This window comes from Streptomyces sp. NPDC041124, assembly GCF_055592385.1.
Map to the genome: position 1 here is coordinate 536,205 of NZ_JBVIYR010000003.1, position 18,104 is coordinate 554,308.

The 18,104-nt window shown below is 69.6% G+C and carries 21 protein-coding genes; 11 read left to right on the forward strand and 10 right to left on the reverse strand.

Annotation, left to right across the window (positions count from 1 at the left end):
* Positions 1 to 20: 20 nt before the first annotated feature.
* Positions 21 to 1,190 (reverse strand): serine hydrolase domain-containing protein, encoded by a 1,170-nt coding sequence (locus ACZ6A9_RS10750; protein WP_468982263.1) that lies wholly within the window; start codon positions 1,188 to 1,190, stop codon positions 21 to 23.
* A gap of 254 nt (positions 1,191 to 1,444) precedes the next feature.
* Between ACZ6A9_RS10750 and ACZ6A9_RS10755 the strand changes: the two genes are divergently transcribed.
* A complete protein-coding gene (locus ACZ6A9_RS10755) occupies positions 1,445 to 2,008 on the forward strand; it encodes an HD domain-containing protein (protein ID WP_468982266.1) in 564 nt (187 codons plus the stop codon).
* Here ACZ6A9_RS10755 and ACZ6A9_RS10760 read toward each other — a convergent pair.
* Together ACZ6A9_RS10760 and ACZ6A9_RS10765 are read right to left on the reverse strand one after the other, a co-directional pair.
* Entirely contained in the window at positions 1,996 to 2,463 is a 468-nt protein-coding gene (locus tag ACZ6A9_RS10760; protein ID WP_362099882.1) for an NUDIX hydrolase, read from the reverse strand. The two genes, ACZ6A9_RS10755 and ACZ6A9_RS10760, sit on opposite strands and share 13 nt — an antisense overlap.
* A complete protein-coding gene (locus ACZ6A9_RS10765) occupies positions 2,450 to 3,223 on the reverse strand; it encodes an XRE family transcriptional regulator (protein WP_362099885.1) in 774 nt (257 codons plus the stop codon). Before ACZ6A9_RS10765 ends, ACZ6A9_RS10760 begins: the two co-directional genes overlap by 14 nt.
* A gap of 98 nt (positions 3,224 to 3,321) precedes the next feature.
* Between ACZ6A9_RS10765 and ACZ6A9_RS10770 the strand changes: the two genes are divergently transcribed.
* The 6 genes from ACZ6A9_RS10770 to ACZ6A9_RS10795 all read left to right on the forward strand — a co-directional run bounded on the left by ACZ6A9_RS10770 (position 3,322) and on the right by ACZ6A9_RS10795 (position 8,370).
* A complete protein-coding gene (locus ACZ6A9_RS10770) occupies positions 3,322 to 4,047 on the forward strand; it encodes an HAD family hydrolase (protein WP_364905083.1) in 726 nt (241 codons plus the stop codon).
* A gap of 72 nt (positions 4,048 to 4,119) precedes the next feature.
* Positions 4,120 to 5,022 (forward strand): radical SAM protein, encoded by a 903-nt coding sequence (locus ACZ6A9_RS10775; protein WP_364905080.1) that lies wholly within the window; start codon positions 4,120 to 4,122, stop codon positions 5,020 to 5,022.
* 61 nt (positions 5,023 to 5,083) lie between these two features.
* Positions 5,084 to 5,656 (forward strand): hypothetical protein, encoded by a 573-nt coding sequence (locus ACZ6A9_RS10780; RefSeq protein ID WP_468982270.1) that lies wholly within the window; start codon positions 5,084 to 5,086, stop codon positions 5,654 to 5,656.
* Entirely contained in the window at positions 5,574 to 6,236 is a 663-nt protein-coding gene (locus tag ACZ6A9_RS10785; protein ID WP_468982273.1) for a class I SAM-dependent methyltransferase, read from the forward strand. Before ACZ6A9_RS10780 ends, ACZ6A9_RS10785 begins: the two co-directional genes overlap by 83 nt.
* Positions 6,237 to 6,247: 11 nt before the next feature.
* Positions 6,248 to 6,835 carry a class IV adenylate cyclase gene (locus ACZ6A9_RS10790; protein ID WP_362099900.1) on the forward strand — a complete coding sequence of 196 codons (588 nt, stop codon included), beginning with the start codon at positions 6,248 to 6,250 and terminating at the stop codon, positions 6,833 to 6,835.
* Positions 6,836 to 7,416: 581 nt separating this feature from the next.
* Complete coding sequence (locus ACZ6A9_RS10795) at positions 7,417 to 8,370, forward strand: FAD-dependent oxidoreductase (protein WP_468982277.1); 954 nt, start codon at positions 7,417 to 7,419, stop codon at positions 8,368 to 8,370.
* 48 nt (positions 8,371 to 8,418) lie between these two features.
* Here ACZ6A9_RS10795 and ACZ6A9_RS10800 read toward each other — a convergent pair whose 3' ends face one another.
* Positions 8,419 to 9,123: a nucleotidyltransferase domain-containing protein gene (locus tag ACZ6A9_RS10800; RefSeq protein WP_390675254.1), complete on the reverse strand. Its 705-nt coding sequence runs from the start codon at positions 9,121 to 9,123 to the stop codon at positions 8,419 to 8,421.
* A gap of 189 nt (positions 9,124 to 9,312) precedes the next feature.
* On the opposite strand from ACZ6A9_RS10800, the gene ACZ6A9_RS10805 reads away from it, so the two are divergent.
* Together ACZ6A9_RS10805 and ACZ6A9_RS10810 are read left to right on the forward strand one after the other, a co-directional pair.
* Positions 9,313 to 9,666, forward strand: coding sequence for an SPDY domain-containing protein (locus ACZ6A9_RS10805; protein ID WP_362107902.1), 354 nt, complete (start codon positions 9,313 to 9,315; stop codon positions 9,664 to 9,666).
* Positions 9,667 to 9,734: 68 nt separating this feature from the next.
* Positions 9,735 to 10,556, forward strand: coding sequence for an SPDY domain-containing protein (locus ACZ6A9_RS10810; protein ID WP_053637949.1), 822 nt, complete (start codon positions 9,735 to 9,737; stop codon positions 10,554 to 10,556).
* 255 nt (positions 10,557 to 10,811) lie between these two features.
* Here the strand turns inward: ACZ6A9_RS10810 and ACZ6A9_RS10815 are convergent, their stop codons facing one another.
* From ACZ6A9_RS10815 to ACZ6A9_RS10840, 6 genes are all read right to left on the reverse strand, one after another.
* Entirely contained in the window at positions 10,812 to 11,192 is a 381-nt protein-coding gene (locus ACZ6A9_RS10815; RefSeq protein ID WP_053637911.1) for a hypothetical protein, read from the reverse strand.
* A gap of 102 nt (positions 11,193 to 11,294) precedes the next feature.
* The gene (locus ACZ6A9_RS10820) at positions 11,295 to 13,031 is read right to left on the reverse strand and encodes a relaxase/mobilization nuclease domain-containing protein (protein ID WP_468982284.1); all 1,737 of its coding nucleotides are present in this window, start codon (positions 13,029 to 13,031) and stop codon (positions 11,295 to 11,297) included.
* Complete coding sequence (locus ACZ6A9_RS10825) at positions 13,028 to 13,420, reverse strand: plasmid mobilization protein (protein ID WP_007492055.1); 393 nt, start codon at positions 13,418 to 13,420, stop codon at positions 13,028 to 13,030. Before ACZ6A9_RS10825 ends, ACZ6A9_RS10820 begins: the two co-directional genes overlap by 4 nt.
* Positions 13,421 to 13,738: 318 nt before the next feature.
* Positions 13,739 to 14,911 carry a hypothetical protein gene (locus ACZ6A9_RS10830; RefSeq protein ID WP_468982953.1) on the reverse strand — a complete coding sequence of 391 codons (1,173 nt, stop codon included), beginning with the start codon at positions 14,909 to 14,911 and terminating at the stop codon, positions 13,739 to 13,741.
* 328 nt (positions 14,912 to 15,239) lie between these two features.
* Positions 15,240 to 15,941, reverse strand: a complete 702-nt coding sequence (locus ACZ6A9_RS10835; RefSeq protein ID WP_468982957.1) for an ATP-binding protein — start codon at positions 15,939 to 15,941, stop codon at positions 15,240 to 15,242.
* Entirely contained in the window at positions 15,938 to 16,870 is a 933-nt protein-coding gene (locus tag ACZ6A9_RS10840) for a hypothetical protein (RefSeq protein WP_468982288.1), read from the reverse strand. Before ACZ6A9_RS10840 ends, ACZ6A9_RS10835 begins: the two co-directional genes overlap by 4 nt.
* Positions 16,871 to 17,380: 510 nt before the next feature.
* Between ACZ6A9_RS10840 and ACZ6A9_RS10845 the strand changes: the two genes are divergently transcribed.
* Both ACZ6A9_RS10845 and ACZ6A9_RS10850 read left to right on the forward strand, forming a co-directional pair.
* Entirely contained in the window at positions 17,381 to 17,638 is a 258-nt protein-coding gene (locus tag ACZ6A9_RS10845) for a helix-turn-helix domain-containing protein (protein ID WP_468982291.1), read from the forward strand.
* Between the two features lie 45 nt (positions 17,639 to 17,683).
* Complete coding sequence (locus ACZ6A9_RS10850; RefSeq protein ID WP_053637906.1) at positions 17,684 to 18,064, forward strand: helix-turn-helix domain-containing protein; 381 nt, start codon at positions 17,684 to 17,686, stop codon at positions 18,062 to 18,064.
* The last annotated feature ends 40 nt before the right edge of the window (positions 18,065 to 18,104 follow it).

Genomic DNA, 18,104 nt, shown 5'->3' on the forward strand with positions numbered 1-18,104 from the left:
CGCGTGCGACCACCAGGTCATTACGCCAGAGGTCGGCGCACTGCCTCGGCCAGCGAGGCCGCTCGCACATCGTCGCCGCCTCCGATGATGCGGTTCATCACGTAGGCGAAAGCGACACCGTGCTCCGGGTCGGCGAAGGCGAGCGACCCGCCTCGGCCGGTGTGGCCGAATGACCTCGGCCCGAACATCGGGTTGCTCTCGGTGGGCAGGATGTACCCGGTGCTGAAGCGACTGGGGATCAGCATGACCCGGTCCTTCCCGCTGGCCTGCTCCTCGGTCGCCGATGCCAGGGCGCCTGGGGAGAGCAGACGCACGCCGTCCACCTCGCCGATCAGCGCGGCGTACATGCGGGCAAGCGCGCATGCGGTACCGATGCCGTTGGAGGCCGGGAGCTCCGCGGCCTGTACCTCCGGTGAGTCGAAGTCGATCGCGGCTGGGTCGGTGACCGCGTAGGCCCGGTTGCTGAACGAGTTCGGGTCCCGCCAGGCGGCGACCTGTTCGCGGAGTTCTTCGGGGACCGATTCTGTGGGCAGGGTGCTGAGGTCGACGTCCGGCCGCTGGTACACCATGCGGCTGACTCGGTCGCGTTGACCGGCGGGCAGGCCGATGAAGAAGTCCAAGCCCAGCGGGGCCGCGATCTCGTCGGCGAAGAGGCGGCCCGGTGAACGGCCGGATACCCTCCGGATCACCTCGCCGACCAGCCAGCCCCAGGTCCGGCCGTGGTAGCCGTGCGCCGTACCCGGAGTCCAAAGGGGGCATTGAGCGGCCAGTGCCTCCGCCATCGGGTGCCAGGCCAGCGCCTCCTTCAACGGCACCGGGTGATCGAGCGCGACGAGGCCGGCCCGGTGGGACAGGAGCCAGCGCACGGGGATGTCCGCCTTGCCGTTCGTGGCGAACTCCAGCCAGTACTTCGCGACGGGTGCGTCCAGGTCGAGCGCGCCACGCTCGACCAGCATGTGCACGGCGGCGGTCGCCCCCTTGGTCGCCGAATAGACCAGTTGAAGCGTGTCCCGCGTCCAGGGACGCCCGGTTTCGGCGTCGGCCACGCCTCCCCACAAGTCCACCACCGGGTGGCCGTTCCTGTACACGCACACCGCCGCGCCGAGGTCGCCGTGCCGGGTGAAGTTCTCCGCGAACGCCGCCCGTACCGACTCGAGTCCGGGTGCCACCTCGCCGCTGATCGTGGTCATGCTGGCCATCTTGGCGGTGTTGTGCTGCCCTTCTCCGGCCTCGGAGATGAGCGCACGCCCCCTTGCGTCAAGTCGCGAAGCGCGGCGGGCGTCGTCGGCGGCGCGGGTGCTCCGCAGCGCACCGATGCAGTAACCCTGTCCTGCGGAGAGCGAGTCGGCGTAGACCAGCATCACGTCCGTGTGAACCCGTTCGTCGCTGGGCGTTGCGGCCCAGAAGGGAATGGGAGACGAGCCTGACGGGCATGAAGTCGCCAATGGACGAGGTAACGCTGGATTGGGCAGGGCGCATCGCGGAGGTGGAGCTCCGTGAGTTGCTGCCTCGACGATGGCTGCACAGCCAGGGAGTAGCTGGCAGAGCGGAGGAACTAGGGTGCCTCCTACGTACGGACGCTGAACTGCTGACCGCGGCTGCCATTCTGCACGATGTGGGATACGCGCCTCGCTTGGCCCTCTCAGAGTTCCATCCGCTCGACGGAGCACGCTTCCTTCGGGACGAACACGGAGCCGATGAGCGGCTGGCCCGCCTGGTGGCGAACCATTCGTTCGCGCTTCTGGAAGCTGAGGAACGCGGGTTGAGAGAAGTGCTGGCTACGGAGTTTCCTCTGCCGGACGATCCGCTGCTTGTTGACGCCCTCGTGTACTGCGACATGACGACAACGCCCGACGGCGGCCGGACGACCGCGCGAGAGCGGGTTGCGGAGATCATAGGCCGCTACGGCGCGGACAGCGTGGTCGGTCGGTTCATCCGGCGGGCGGCGCCGGAGATCTTCTCCTCTGTCGAGAGGATCGAGGCCGCTCTGGCGGCTCAGCCGAGGTAGGGATAGGCGCCGGCGAGGTAGTCGCCGATCTGCTGGCGCATGCTCGGGTGGATGTCGTACTGGTCCAGGTCTGCGGGCTGGACGAAGCGGACGCCGTCGGCCTCGTCGTTGATGGTCGGCTCACCGCCGATGGGGCGGCCGATGTAGGTGTTCTCGTACTGCTGGCGAATCTCGCCGTCGGTGTAGGCGACGATGTGGTTCGGGTTGGTGTAGACGCCGAGGAAGCCTGTGATCTCCGCGATGATGCCGGTCTCCTCCAGGCACTCGCGGACGGCGCACTGGGCCGCGGTCTCGCCGATGTCCTGGGCTCCGCCGGGGAGTGCCCACTGTCCGGTGTCGCGGCGGCGCTGGAGGAGGATGGCACCCGTCTCGTCGGCGACGAGCAGGTTGCTGGCCGGGATGAGGGTGTTCGCTTTCGGCGCGGCCGGGTCGTTGTAGTACTCAGTCCTGCCCATGGTCGGCGGTCCTCTCCTGATCGGGTGCCCACGGCCGTGCGGCGGCCCAGACGGCGTCGAAGCTCTGAGCGTAGTTGTCGAACCACCCCATGCCGTCGGCTCTCCTGAGGTGGAGGAGAGGGTTGGCGCTGGCCGGCTGCCCCCAGATGTGAGGGTTGACGAGGAGGTCGTCGTCGTAGCGGAACATGGACGTGTAGAGCGTGGTGTCATGCAGACGCACCGCGCACCCGGCCTCGCCCTGCAGGGGGCGGTAGTACGTCAGCGAGGCGCGGATCTTGGCGGCGAGTGTGTCGCCGATTCCCTCTTCGCGGCCCCGGACGGCGACCGCCTGTCCGTTGGGGTCACCGAAGCACAGACGAACCCGGACGCCCTCGGCAGCGCGTTCGGAGAGCATCTTGGCGACGTGCGGGTTGGACTGTGCGAAGAACGTGCCGGAGAAGACGAGGACGCTGATCTCCTGCCGTGCCTCCCGCAGCAGTGAGAGCCATACGTCCCGCGGCACGCTGGCTCGGTTCTGGTAGGTGCCGACCAGTTCGGTGCCTAATCCGTCGCGGGGTGGGCCGGGCCGCTTGGAGGGCGCCGGCCAGAGGAAGGTCTCCTCCACGCGCAGATGACCGGCCACGCGAAAGCGGTGCCGCGCGTGAGGGACCCGTCCTCCCAGCCACCGGCTCACCGTCTTGGGGTCGACTTCGCAGATCTCGGCGAGCGCGTCGGGTGAGACCCCTCGTTGGGCGAGCACGGTATGCAGTCGGTCGTTCACAGAAACCATGCAAGCGGTGCAACGCGTGATCGCGCAAGGACGTTGCGGGACGTTGTCGCGGAATCACAGGGTCACCGGCTGCTGCTTACGCTGGCGTCATGGAGCTCATCGTCCTGTGGGACATCGACCACACCCTCATCGAGAACGCGGGGGTGAGCAAGGAGATCTACGCCGCCGCCTTCTCGGCGCTGGCGGGGCGCGAGCCGACGGGGCCGGCACGCACCGAGGGGCGTACGGACCGACTGATCATGCGCGACATGTTCGTTCGGGACGGGCTGCCCGTACCCGACTGGCCCGGCATCGAGGCGGCCCTCGAACGGGCAGGGAGTGAGCGCCGGGACGCTCTGCGTTCGCGCGGATGGGCCTTGCCAGGAGCCCATGAAGCGTTGAAGGCCGCCTCGGCACGGAGCGGCTGGGTCTCCTCTGTCCTGACCGGCAACATCGCAGCCAACGCCCGTGTGAAGCTCTCAGCGTTCGGCCTCGACTCCCTGCTGGACCTGCCGGTGGGCGCATACGGAGCGGACGCCGATCTCCGTTCCGATCTGGTCGCGGTCGCCCGCGAGCGAGTGCAGCGGCTTCGTGGCGTCCGGGTCGACACGCCCATCGTCCTGGTCGGGGACACCCCTCGTGATGTGGAGGCTGCCCTGGCCGCGGAGTGTGGGATCGTCGCCGTCGCCTCCGGTCTGCACGATCGCGCGGAACTTGCAGCGGCCGGCGCCCCCGAGGTCCTGCCGGACCTGGCAGACGCCAAGCGCCTTCTAAGCGTCCTGGAGTCGTTCGCAGGTGACGGAAAACGTCCCAGGACGTCCTCGGGCCGTCCCTGAACGCGGTGACGAGGTCCCCGGGCAGACAGCCACGATCGGGTTCCCGAAAGGCAGCCAGCCGAAGGAGCTCAAGTGATCAGGGAAGTCACCGGGATCAGGAAGATCCGGATGCTGTACCTGCAGCTGCTTTACCGCTGCAACTTCACGTGCCTGCACTGCTTCCACGGCAAGCGGCTTCAGTACGCGGACGCCTTCACCGTCGACGAAGCCAGTCGCCTCCTCACTCTGATGCGAGACGAGTACGGCACGGAGGAAGTCACCCTGCTCGGCGGGGAGCCGTTCGTTCATCGGGGCCTCCCGCAGGTCGTCCGCCACGCCAAGGAGGAACTGGGCCAGCGCGTCGAGATCTGCACCAACGGGTACCGGATCGAGCGACGCTTGACAGAGATCGCGCCGCACCTGGATCTCCTCAGGGTGTCCCTGGAGGGCGTCGGATCGACCAACGACGGCATCCGCAGGCATGGCAGCTACCAGAGCGCCCTCGACGCACTGAGCCTGGCACGGGACCTCGGAGTTCCGACCGGTGCGACCATGACCGTGACCTCACGGAACATCGGTGAGGTACTCCCCCTCGTCGGCATCCTGGCCCGGCTCGGGGTCCAGCAACTCAAGCTCCACCACCTGCGGCCCGTAGGCAATGCAGCCGACCACCCCGAGCTACTGGTCACCGATCCTGCCGCCTACGGCCGGCTCCGCGAAGAGCTCGCGGCGGCCGACCTGCCCCTGGAGGTGATCGTCGACGAGGACCTCTCCGAGCACAGCGCCCCACAGCTCTGCGCCCCGACCGGCGGGCCCCGCGAGATCGACCGCATCGAGGCCGACCCGCGTGGTGCCCTGACCATGTCCTGCAAGGCCGTGGGCAAGGACTCTCACGCCTTCTGGTACGAGAAGAGCGCTGGCCGCATCGTTCACCAGCCCTCGGCCACGGACGAGCTCACGCTCGCGGTGCCGGACGTGGTGTACGCCCGTGCCTGACCACCCGCGATTCGAGAGCCTGGAGGGCTTACGGGGCACCGGCAAGTCGACCATCGCACCGATGCTCGCCGCTGCCCGGCAAGCCGTCCTGATCCCCACCGTGCCCGCCCTGTACCAGCCCCTCAGAGCGGCCGTGGACCAGCGGACCAACGCCGACGCGCGGATGTGCCTCTACCTCTCCGCGCTGTTCACGGCGGCCGAGGAAATCCAGAGCCACCTCGACGCCGGCGTCCCCGTGGTCGTCGAGAGCTACTTCGCCCGGTGCCTCGCCACCCACCAGGCCATGGGGGCTCGGCTCGGCGTCACGCTGCCGCGCCGGCTCCCGACACCCGTCACGTACTACCTCGTCTGCGGCGACGACGAACGCCGCCGTCGTCTGGCCGCCCGGGACAAGCCCGCGACGCAGTGGGACGCACTGATCGAAACCGTCCCGGACCAGGTGACCGACGCCTACGCCTCGTTCCCGATGCGCCGCGTCGACACCACGGGGCGCAGCCCCGAAGAGGTCCTCCGTGTAATCACAGAAACCGACAGGCAAGGAGCGAACTCCCATGCAGACCCAGAGCCTGTGGGAGCACACCCTTACCTTCTTCCCCCAGTTCCTCGGCACACTGCGCGAGCGAGTCGCCCCTGACGCCACCGTCGCGGTCGTCGGCGCGAGCGACGGCAAGTTCGTCCTGCCGCTGGCCGCCGCCGGCTACCACGTGGTCGCCATCGAACGCGACGCACTCGCCCTGCACGGAGGCGAGGTACGCCTTCCGGGTGACAGCGAAGCCCACGCGATGGGCCTGATCGACCGGCTGAAGCTCGAAGAACTCCATTCCCGCGTCCACGTGGTTGAGGACGACTTCCTCGAGGGCAAGCCCCTGGGCGTGCAGTGCGAGGCAGTCTGGACGAGCTGCTCGTGGCACTACAGTGCCAACCACCACCGCCCGCTCGCCGAGTTCGTCGACCGCATGCAACGCCTGGTCCGCCCGGGCGGTGTGTTCGGTGCGGAGTTCATGATGCCCGTCGAAAGACGCCACCACATGACCGAGCACTACACCTCCCCCGAGCGCCTGCTCCCTCACTTCATCAGTGACTGGGAAATCCTGCTCACCCTGCGCACGAACGAGTTCACGGAACGGGCCCACGTCGACCAGCCGAACGACCACACCCATCGCATGGGCCTGCTCATGGCAGCACGAACGTCCCCCTTCACCGACCACTTCTGAGAGAAGGACACATGAAGCACGAGTACGAGGCGAAGTTCCTGGCCGTCGATGCCGCGGGCCTCCAGGCCAAGCTGACTGCCCTCGGAGCCGTCCAGGCGTTCCCCCGCACCCTCCTCACCCGCAAGATCTTCGAGAACGACTCCCTCGACGGAGGGGCCTGGATCCGCCTCCGGGACGAAGGCACCCGGTCGACCCTCACCCTCAAGCAGGTCACCGACGCCACCACGATCGACGGCACCAAGGAGATCGAGACCGAGGTATCTGACCTGCACGCCATGGCCGACATCCTGCGGCGGGTCGGCCTCACCGAAGTCCGCTACCAGGAGAACTACCGCGAGGAGTGGCGCCTGGGCGAGGTCGCCTTCGACTTCGACACCTGGCCCGACCTCCCCACCTTCCTGGAGATCGAGGGGCCCGACGAGGCATCGGTCCGGCAGGCCGCCGCGCTGCTGGACCTCGACTACTCCGAAGCCCGATTCGGCAGCGTCGACGAGATCTACAAGAGCGAGGCTGGCCGCGACATCCTCGCCGAGCCCACCCTCCTGTTCTCCGACGCCGAGAAGCAGGGGGACGCTTCCTCGGCGGTCCGAAGCCACTGATCAGGGGAGCGGACAAGCCATGCTCACGGAAGCCGCATTACGGCACAGGGTGATCCCCGGGATAGCCGAGTTCGCACGCGGTGGACTGCCTGCCCCCGCGGCCACGGACGACGGCAACGAGTGGGTCGACGGGCCCTGCTGGCTCTACTGCGGACAGCGGTGGACTCGTGTTCTGTGGATCGGCCCCGCCCGCGTCGCGGGCGCCCAGGCACCGATGTACGCATGCGGACCCTGCATCCGGGCACTCCAGGAGCGGGTCTGGCAGTCCCTCCTCGGCCGGGACGAGCCAACCCGTGGCGATGGTCCGAGCGATGCCACCTCCCCTGCGTCCGCCTCAGCACGGCGGGCCGGCAGACATCGGGGCCGACGAGGATTCCTCCGCCGCGGTTAAGCCCCCGCCCTGGTCATGGAAGTGCCTACCGTCCTCCGCGGTATGAGCCCCGTGACCAGGGCGGGCCTGCGGGGGTGCATCCCGCTTGGAAGTTCCTCAGGATGCCTCGTGGTCAATCGCGGGACTCGTGGGTCGGAGACAACCTCGCCCGCGCATCGTCGTTACGCGCAGAGGCCGTTACGGTCGGCTCATGACCGCAGGGGAGCGCGTTGTCGTCGTCGGGGCTGGGGTGGCTGGGCTCACCACGGCCGTCGTTCTCGCCGAGGCCGGGGCTTCGGTGCACGTGATCGCCGAGCAGGTGCCGGGGGGCACGTCGCTGGCGGCCGGGGCGATGTGGGGGCCTTACCTGGTCGAGCCGAAGGACAAGGTCGACCAGTGGGGACAACGGTCCCTGGAGATCTTCCGCGAGCTGGCCCAGGACCCGGCGACGGGCGTCCGGCTCACCAGTGGCATCGAAGCGTCCCGCACGGCCGAGGCCGCGCCGGACTGGGCCACCACTTTGCCGGGTTTCCGACCGTGCGAGCGGGCCGAACTTCCGGCCGGGTTCACGGCGGGTTACCGGTTCACCGTGCCACTGATCGACATGCCCACCTACCTCGACTACCTCCTGCGTCGGCTCCGCGATGTCGGGGGTGTGGTCGAGCGGCGACGGCTGACCTCGCTCTCGGACGCCGGTCCAGCCTCAGCGATCGTCAACTGCGCGGGCCTTGGTGCACGCGACCTGGTTCCGGACCCTGACCTCCGGCCCATCCGCGGCCAGCACGTCGTCGTCACCAACCCCGGGCTGACCGAGTTCTTCTCCGAGGACACCGGTCTCTCGCCCGATCTGCTGTGCTTCTATCCTCACGGCGACACCGTCGTCCTGGGCGGCACAGCGATCGACGGTGAGGGCGATCTGGCCCCCGATGACAAGGCGGCGGCCGGTATCCTCGCCCGCTGTGCCGAGGTCGAGCCCCGACTCGCCCAGGCCCGTGTCCTGGAGCACCGGGTCGGCGCTCGACCGACCCGCGCCACGGTCCGTGTGGAGGAAGAGGTGGGGGAGGACGGCACCGTGGTCGTGCACAACTACGGGCACGGAGGTGCTGGCGTCACGCTGTCGTGGGGGTGCGCCGAGGAGACTCGGGATTTGCTGTCGATCGCGTGATCTGCACGTGGAGGAACAGACGTTGCGACGTCCGCAGCGTGGGATCGCTCAGGGCGCCCCGACACGCTTGTAGCCGAACCACAACCGGCCGCCGGTCTGCCCGAGCACCTCGTCCACGACGGCCACGAGGGTCTCGACTCTCCCGTCCAGTACCTCCTGTAGGCCGTGGTGGAGGCGTGTGCTGAGCCCTGGCGCGGTTGTCTCAAGGCGGCGTGCCAGCCACTTCCCACCGCCACCCCACGAACCGCCAACGGCCAGTGCCAGCTCACCGGTGCGTCGCACCAGTTCGGTCGCGATGAACAGGCGCTCGCTCTGGTCGTCGCTTCCCGCGAGGTCGTCGAGGAGGTCGGTGATCGCGTAGCGGCGGTCGTCGATCTCTTCCGACGACACCGGGGGTGGTCCGGCGGCGGTCAGCTTCCGGGCCTGTGCGGCGAGGCGGGTTCCGAGTCCATCGGTGTCGAAGAGCAGCAGCCCGTCGGCACACATCCACAGCAGCGGTGACCGGCGCTTGCGCAGCTCCCTTTCGACGTAGGCGTGCCATGTCGCCTCGGTGTGCACAAACATCTCCACTGGCCAGTCGGCGTACTGGAGGCTTGCCCGGTAGGGGGCTGGGGCGCCGTGGAGCAGGACCACGACGTCGAGGTCCGAAGTGGCCGTTCGGCGGCCGGTCACGACGCTGCCGCCCAGGAACGCGGCTCGTGCTTCGGGGTGATGTTCCTCTACGACGGCGCGTGCGGCCTCGATCGCATCCATGCGGCAACTATCAGCACTGTCCCCGCCGCGCGCACGCTCTTTCTCTGTGTGACTGCGATGTCTCGCCCCCTGCTTCTCAGTTCGCCGGGGGCAGACAGCGAAGATCCACGAATGACTGGCCAACGCGGCAGCGGCATGTGAACCTGGACGACCTTCTCGCGAAGCACCAGGTCAGAGAGGTGATTGTCTGTGACTGCGGCGCCCCAGGGGCCCGGATTCTCCACCACTGTCGAGGCCCTGCGGCTGCGCGAGTGGCTGCTCGGCCCGGGCCAGGCCACGCTCGTGATGGGTCAGTTCTCCGCCGACGACTTCCACCTGGTCGTGGACGACCGCGCGGACGTACACGTCAATTCGAAGGACGGTCGCTTCTACCTTGGATGGTTCCCGCTCGGGCGCCCTGGCACCGACGGCGAGGGATGGAAGATCGCCGTCACCGGTACGGCCAAGGTGCGCGGCTACCAGATGTCCTTCGACACCGAGACGCCGGCCGATGTCGTCGCCGCCGCTGTTGCTCGCGTGCTGGAGACGTCCCAGCAGCTGTGACTGCCAGAGGCTCCAGCCCCTCGGGCACCCTCGACGTCCGCGCTAGCGGCATCAAAATCACCAAGCTCTTGGAGGGGTACCTGCATCCCGACTTCCCGATCGGCCCACCTAGCCCGGTGAACGTCCCGTCCGCGTACTGGGTCGGTCCACGGCACCTGGCCGGTGACGACGGACGCCTGTACGACGCTGTCGCCGATACGCTCGCTGGCCTGGGCTGGACGAGCCTGACGATCGTCCGCGGGCGCCAGCAGCCGGACGAGGCGCTGGAGGACCGACAGGTCTTGCGCAGCACCGTCCTGCACATCAGTCCCGACTCCCTGCGGTGGGCGCAGTGGGTCTTGCCGGACGAGCCGTTCCACCTGGGGAACCTGCCGATCGCCTGGCAGGTGTCCGCTCGTTCGGACCCGAGCAGCCCGCTCGCCCAGTGGTCGGCCTACTTCACCCCCGAGGTCCCCGGAGAGGTCCTCGGCACCTTCCTCGCCGCGCTCGACGCCCGCGATCAGCCGGCCATGCCGCTCGGTGGCCCCGAGCTGGTCCTCGACGCGGTTACGGCGCACGGGTGGCTGCGTGACGTAGACCAGCCCGGCACGGGAGCGGTGGACCCGACGTTCGCCTCCCACGTCCGCCTCGGCGAGGTGCCGCCCCTCATCCAGGATGGCGACACACTCGCGCTGGTGGCTGAGGCGGACGAGGCGGCCCTGGCCGGGTGGCAGGCGTGGGCGGAGCCGGTGCTCGGAGCGGGCTACCTGTGGGCGGCGTCCTTCGGCCCCAGCGTGCCGCACGACCTCGTCGCCGCCTTCGCCGATTCCCTCAGTTCCAGCGCACCGGTGCTGCGTCGGGTGGTGCCGGAGAGCACCCATGACCGGCTCCTGCGCGCTCCAGCCGGCTGAGGGCCATCCAACGCATAGAAGCCGGGCCTCCCCTCGGGGAGGCCCGGCTTCATGCTGCTGTGCCCTGGGCGGCGTCCTCGTGCGTCACGGTCTGAGGTTGTTGAGAGCGGTCCGCCTCCACGCCTGGTGCTTCGTTCGGCGTGACGAGTCCTACCGGCTATCGCATGGGACGCACACGCCTCTGTGTCAGATGCCGGATCGGTCTTTGGAGCCGGTCACCAGCGCGTTGGGTACGTATCGGCGCGGGGGCCAGGGTCAGAAGGCGTAGGGGGTGAAGGGGCGGATTGGGTCGACGATGAGCCCGAGGAGGCGATCGAGCTCGGCTCGCTCGTCCTCATTCATGAGCTCGACGGCGTTGCCGAGCCTCTTCACGTCGAGTCGCTCCCAGAACGGGGCCAGGAACTGGTCGAGGGCATCCGGAGCTTGGTCCATCGTGCGCCGGTAGTCCTCGTATCGCTTGTGCTGCTTCCTGATCTCGTCGAACTCGGCGCGAGTGGCCCTGCGGAGGAGGCTCAGCTCGTCCTTGCTGAACGGGCGTCCGTCGAGGTGGTACCACTTGCTGGTCTCACGCTGGCGCTCGACGTCCGTGTCGCAGAGCAGGACGACGATCTCCGGTCGTGCTTGGGTGTTGGGCATACGGGAGTTCCTCCTGGGAGTGGGCGGGTGAGACATAAATGGTCCGGAGAACCGCCGGTTTGCCCAACCGGCGATCGTCGGCTATGTTGCGTCGCTTTCCGGTCAGCGGCGGCGGCCGGAATAGTTCGCGGTGTCCTGCCTCAGCGGCGTGTTGGGCACTGAGGGCTTCTGGCGGTGACTGCCTTGGGCGAGTGCCTCGTGGGAGCTTTCGGGTAGGGCGGGCAGGTGGGCGCTGCGGCGCAGGCGCCAGACGAGGACGTCGCTGATGGAGGTGGCGGTGCCGAGCTCGCGCCGCCGGGCAGCGTCAGCCAGCAGAGCTGCCGGGTCGTGGCCAGCCCTCCGGGCTTCGTCGAGGGTGGTGGCCAGTGCGGACCAACCGTCCTCGGCCCGGATCCGTTCTGCCAGCTCCGGTAGCACGTGGCGAACAAGGTCGGCCTGCCGCTGCCGGACGCGCGGGGCCAGGCGCTGGCCTCGCTGGCCCAGTGCGGCCATGGGCTCCCCCGCGGCGGCCTGGTAGGCGGCGCGCAGATGCTCGGCGGTTTGTCGGGCGGCTGCGGCCTGCTGGCTGTGGTGCTTCTTCGCGTGCCAGTTCGCGGTGGCGATGGCGAGGAAGAAGGCCATGTCGATGAGCATCGCGGTGGTGGCGCCGTCTTCGCCGCGACCGAGGGCTGGGCCGCTGTGGACGAGGTCGCGGGCGGCCTGGCGCAGGGCGCGGTCATGCCCGCGTACGGCCCTCACGTGGGAGCGGCTGGCCCGCTCGAATGCGAAGGCCACTTCGTGGAGTTCAGCGCGGGTGTGGGCGGCGGAGGTCTTGGCGAGCGCGTCCAGGACTTCACCCGCTGCGGCGATCTGGGCAGCTGCCGCGCCGTCGTCGCCGTGGTCGATGATCATGAGGGCCTGCCAGGTGGCGGCGGAGGCTCGGCGCCGCGCGAACGCGGGGCCGGTCACGTCCGGCAGGTCAGGCTGCTCCGGCCCTGAGCCGTCCGCCGAAGCGGCCTCCGCGGGCAGCGCCCAGCGTTCACGGATGCGGGGCAGGGACAGATCGGGTGCGAGCGTGGAGCCCGCGTAGAACACCGGCTCCTTCTCACCGTTGCGGTCGTCGGGCAGGGCGACCTTGTAGCCGAGCAGGTCGCCGGAGGGCGCGATGCGCTTGCGGATCAGCAGGCCGGCGGCGGCCAGGCGGACGAAGAACTCCTCCGTGGAGGTGGTGCCGGCGACGGCGCGGCGTACGGTCTCGCGCAGTTCCTCACGCGCGGTGCGCTTGCGGTCTTCCCGTTGGGCTTTGTGGCGTTCGGCGCTGGTGGGCCGCTGGGCGGCGGTGCCGTCGCCGGCGTGGAGGCGGCGCAGCCCGTAGTCGTTCTCGATCTTGCGGGCTTCGGCCTGGGAGCGTTTGCCGTCCTGGCGAAGGCGGGCCTGGCGGCCGTCCTCGCGGATGATGGTGGCGATGATGTGGATGTGGTCGTCGGCGTGCCGGACGGCCGCCCAGCGGCAGGCGGCGTCGTCGCCGTCGGGGGCAATACCGGTGGCGGCGACCATCCTGCGGGCTATCTCGCCCCACTGCTCGTCCGACAGGATCGGGTCCTCGGGGGCGGCGCGTACCGACAGGTGCCACACGTGCTCGGCGGGCCGCCGGCTCTCGGGCATGGCCATAACCGGCTGGTCGAGCAGCCGCTGGAGATCGCCGTACGTGGCGTCGGGGTCTCGGCCGGGATCAGGGGCAAGGCCGTCCCAGGCGGCCACCAGGTGCGGGTCGATGTGCTCCTCGTGCGTGCCGGGCCCGTACAGGTAGTGGAGCAGGCCGATGGTGCGCCTGCCCCTGGTGTGGACGCGCGGGATCACGCAGCCGCCTGGTTTTCCAGGTGCTGCTGGGTGAAGGCGTCGACTCGCTTGGCGGCACGCTGGACGGCGGCGAGGACGGCCGCGGCCTGCGGGGCGTCGGCTCCGGAGTTCAGCGCTTTGGCTACCTGGTTGAGGTTGTTGCCGATCTGCCCGAGGTGCCGCCGCAGCGCGAACAGCTCCTGCAGCATCTCTTTCTCACCCGCGATGTCCGCCGCGGTGCGGTTGAGGTCGCGGGCAGCGTTGAGAGCCGCGCGGGCAAGGAACCCGGCGACGCTCATATGGCACTCGGCGGCTGCGCGGACGAGGAGTTGGTACTCGTCGTCGTTCATGCGGCAGCTGGGCTGGCGCACGCGTTTCTTCTCGTCGCGCAGACGCTCACGCTGCTGCACACGGGGCTTCGACGGAGCAGCGTGAGCGCAGTCGGTGCTGTGGCACGTGCGCGGTTCCTCCCTCTCAGGATGCGAGCCGCCCTCGGTCGCATCCTCAACGATCGGCGCCCCCCGGTGCCGATCCGCTCCTGCCACTCCCGGGGCGGGAGAGGCAGGAGCATTGCTCCCGACGGGAGCAATGCTCCTGCACCAACTTGCTCCCGATGGGGCAGGGGTGATCAGCAGGGATTCCTCGTGGGGCATGGGGTCTTCGTGGTGCGGGGCGTGCATGGGGCCCTTCGGGTAGGGGTCTGGTTGGGAGTGCTGGTGCTGCGGGGATCAGCGGAGTGGATCGCCGACTGCTGCCTTGAGCTGGGCCTTGAACTCGCGGACGACTCGTCCGACGCCGTCGCTGGAGACGGTGTAGCCGGCGGCGCGCAGGGCGTCCTCGACCCGGTCGCGGCCGACGCTGCCGGTCTCCTCGTAGATGCGGCGAGCGTGCTTGAGGATGACCTCGTCGGAGGCACGGGCTTTGCCGGCGTCGCGCTTCTTCCGGGTAGCCCCCTTCCGTTCGCGCTTGCCCGACACGCTGCCCGGGCTGTTGCCCGTCGGCGCCGGGCTGTCTTCGGCTTCTGCCCGTGCGGACAGCCCGGGCACCGGGCGGGCAGTCTCCGGGCGGGCAGCCGGAGGCACCTCGTCGTCACCCGCGTCCGATGGGTGTGGGCGGGCAGCTTCCTCTGCCCGCGGCAGTGGTGCCGGGCGGCTGTAGCGCGGGCGGCTGTGCCCGGATTCACGGAGAGGGTTGGAGGCCGGAATCTGCCAGCGCGGCGGCAGCGTGATGGAGGCGAGGTCGAGGGCCTGCTTGCGGGTTGCGAGCTTGCGCAGCAGCAGCTCGTCCTGGAGCGGGTCGCCGTCGACGCCGGCCCGCTCCAGCGCTTCGTGCAGACGTTCCGTCAGGCGTCGTTGCCGCCGCCTGCCGCGCTTGCGGCCGGTCATCGACTCGGCGCGCAGGATCAGGGCGACGGCTTCACTCAGCGCGCGCTCACGGATGAGGCGGGTGGCATCGGCGTCTTGGTCGGCGATCCCGAGCCGCGCTAGGAGGCGTTCGCGTGCCTGGCGGACGAGGACGGCGGCCAGGCCGCGTGAGGCGGCGTCGGGGGTGCGGTGGCGCAGCTCGATGCCCATGGCCAGGTGCCACAGCATCGCGGCCATGACCGGGCCGACGAAGGCTCGCACGGTGCCGCCGACCAGCCCGGACTCGGCGTAGGCGGGCAGGATCTGGACGGTGGTGATGACCCAGGTGAGGGTGCCGGGCAGGCCGGGTGTTTGCTTCGGGCCGTTGAGGTTCTGCCGGGCCATCAGGGCGGTGGCGAACAGGGCCAGCTCTGCGGCGGCGAACATCGCGACGCGTTCGGTGGTGCTGCCCATGTCGAGGTAGTCGGCGGCGAACCGCCAGCTGGTGTCCGCGCTGTAGGCGGTGCAGCCGAGCGCGGCCATGGCCGCGACGGGCACCGCGACGGTCCCGCGCCAGCGTTTGCTGCCGGGCGGCCGGCGGCGCTGCTGGCGGATCAGCCATCCGGCGAGCAGGCCCAGCAGCACGAGAGAGATGAAGAGCGCCAGGGTTGTCACCGGGGAGGTGACCCAGTCCGGGTGGAGCGGCGTGCCGCTGTTCCGGGTGGCCAGGGAAACGAGGGTCAGAGAAGGCAGGAGGGTCTCCAAGGTGTAGGGGAACCGGGGAGGGCCGGACGATCACGGCGGAGCGTTGAGCGGTCCTGCCGCGCGCGCCGGCGCAGGCCAGGCGTGAGCGCGCGCGGCGCGGCGAGGCAGGTGGGGAGGCCGGTCAGGCGGAGGGCGCGGTGCGGCGTCGTCGGTCGGGGCCTTTGAGGATGACGCGCTCGGTCATCTCGGCGAGGCGGGAGGCGACGCGGTCACCGAGGGCGACGCGTAGCTGCTCCGTCGGGAGGTTGGTGGTGATGAGGGTGGGGAGCATGTGCTCGTACCGGTGATTGATGAGCCGGTAGGTGAGCTCCTCGGTCCACTCGCTGGTCTTGGCCGCACCGAGGTCGTCCAGGCACAGCAGCGGGCAGCGTGCCAGGGTCTGCAGTTCACGTTCGGCGTCATGGCCGGCGCGTGGACGCAGGCGAGCGTGGAAGTCGGCGGTGGTGGTCGCCTCCCAGCGCAGGCGGACGCCACGGGCGAGCAGGGTGCGGATGGCGCCGTACGCCTGGTACGTCTTGCCCGTGCCCGTGGGGCCGGCGATCAGCAGCGACGGGCCTTCGGCGATGCCCGGCCCCCCGGGGCCGGGGCGTCCGGCGCGGGCGATCTCGTCGGCCCAGGCGGTGACCTTCGGGTGGTCGGCCAGGGCTCGGCGGTATCGGGCGGGGATCTTGGCGTCGGCGAGTTCCAGCGCGGTGACGGGCTCGGCGTGCCCTTCTTCGACGGCGGCGGTGGCGAGGTCGATGCCGCGACTGGCAAGGATGCCGTTGAGCCGGTCGGCGAGCGGGCCGACCCGGTGGGGCTCGCGGGTGAGGGTGGCGGTCAGAGGTCACCTCCGTAGGCGGCTTCGACATCGACGGGGTTTGTCCACGCCCTGTGGACAACCGGCGCGGCGGGGGCCGCGTTCATGGCTTCGTGCACGAGGCTCGGCAACGTGCTGGGGTGCAGGCCCTTGGCGCGGTGCAGTACGAGTCCGGCCCGGATGTGATCGGGGGCTATGCCCTCGTCGAGCAGCTTGCGCACCTGCTGGCCGAGATGGCCCAGGACGTCCTTGGGTGGCCGGTGTGTGCAAGCGGCGGCGTACTCGGCGATGAGCTGGTTGGCCGAGACGGTGCGAGGTGCGGGGGCGCTCGCGCCCCCCGAAGGGGTATCTCCTAGATCCATGATCCTAGGTCCTAGATCCGGACCGTGAGGCGTCACCGCTCCCGCACCGAGCCCTCCCTGCTTCCTCACGGAGGACTCCGTGAAATCGTCCTGACCTGCAGGTTCGCCATTCGGAGCGGGATTCACCGCAGGGTTGCGTACTTGCCCGGACCCCTCACGGAGGGCTCCGGGAGACAGCGGCGCGGGCTCCGTGACGCCAGCCCCCGCAGCCGGCGTGCCGACGCCGGACGCGGTGCGAGTCGGCGTGTCGTGGCGCGGGCAGGCTGGCAGGCGGCTCGCGCTGGGGCGGTTGATCTTCTGATGCTGCCGCCAGGTGACGATGTGCAGGTAGCGCTTGTCATCCGTGCCCTTGTAGCGGCATATCAGCCCGGCGTCGGCGAGCTGGGCGAGGTCCTGCTCGACGGCGGAGGGCGTGTGTTCCGGGCGCAGGACCCACAGTTGCCCGGCGATGATCGCGGCATGGTCACGGTGGCGGCCCTGGTCGTCAGCCTGGGTGAGCAGGCCGAAGAAGGTGCGCTCGGCGGTCAGGAAAACGGCGGCCAGGGACTCGGAGACGAAGGCTTCAGGCTTGATGGTGCGGATTCGTGCCAAGAGGGGCGGTCCTCACTCGGTGGCCGGTGGGCTGGGGGCCCACGGTTCACCGTCGGTCGGGGGCGGAGACGGATGTGAAGGGCGGGAATGTCTGGCCGTTGACGCGGGAGCGTTGATGGCCGCTCGCGCTTTCCGGGGTGTCGTCAACATAGCCACACCCACGGCGCGCAAGTCCAGCCCTATCCGGCGCAATCTCTCACGGCAGAAATGCCGCTGGAAATCGAATCGGCGAGGGCGGTGCGAAAACGGTAGGGCACGATCGGCGGTTGACCAAATAGTTGCCCCGCACCCCGAGCCAGAAGGATCACATCGGGAAGCCGTTGACGTCCTGCGAGCGACGAAGCTACAACACAACACCCCACGTCAGAGAGGGACTCTGGTGTTGGGGCCCATTAGGGGATCCGGCCTTGCGCAGCACCCCGACCGCCTCGCTCACCGATTGAGCGCGGCGCAACATAGCCGACGATCGCCGGTTAACCAAACCGGCGAATGCACGCTACAACTGGAGCCATGGCAGCACGATCTCTGGAAAAAGGACCCGCAGGAATGCTGGCGGCTCGCACCATCGAAATCCTCCGCACGGAACGCGGCCTTGGGCAGCGCCAACTCGCCGCGCGGTGTACCGCTTTGGGCCGTCCTATGTCCAACACGATGCTGTCCCGCATCGAACTCGCCAAGCGGCGATGCGATATCGACGACCTCGTCGCCATCGCCGAAGCCCTGCAGGTATCGCCCGTCGCCCTCCTCCAGGGCCCGGGCGCCACCTGAGCCGCCCACGCATCCCCCCCGCCCTCGCGACCAGGAGCCGCCCCCTTGCACCGACCCACGCCCGCGCCCGTCCCCCACAGGCCGTCCGACGCCCCTCCACCCCGCCTCTACCGCCCCGAGGAGATCGCCGACACCCTCGGCTGCTCGTCCTGGTGGGTCAAGGACCGAGCGCGACGGCGTCTGATCCCGCACACCCGGGTCGGCCGCGCCTACCGCTTTACCGCCGAGCACCTCGCCGAGATCATCCGCCTCTACGAGGAGCGGCCGGCACAGCCCGCGCAGACAGCCGCCCGGGCGACCGAGCCGCTCTCCGAGCCCGGTACGCAGACCGACTCCGCGCAACGTCGTCGCCCCGCCGTGGCGCCGGCGACTCGCCTGCGGGCCCGCCCGCCGCGTCGACAGCAGCAGTACAGCACTGTCGCGTGACCCGATCGCATCTGCAGTAGCCGAGGACAAGGAAGAGGGG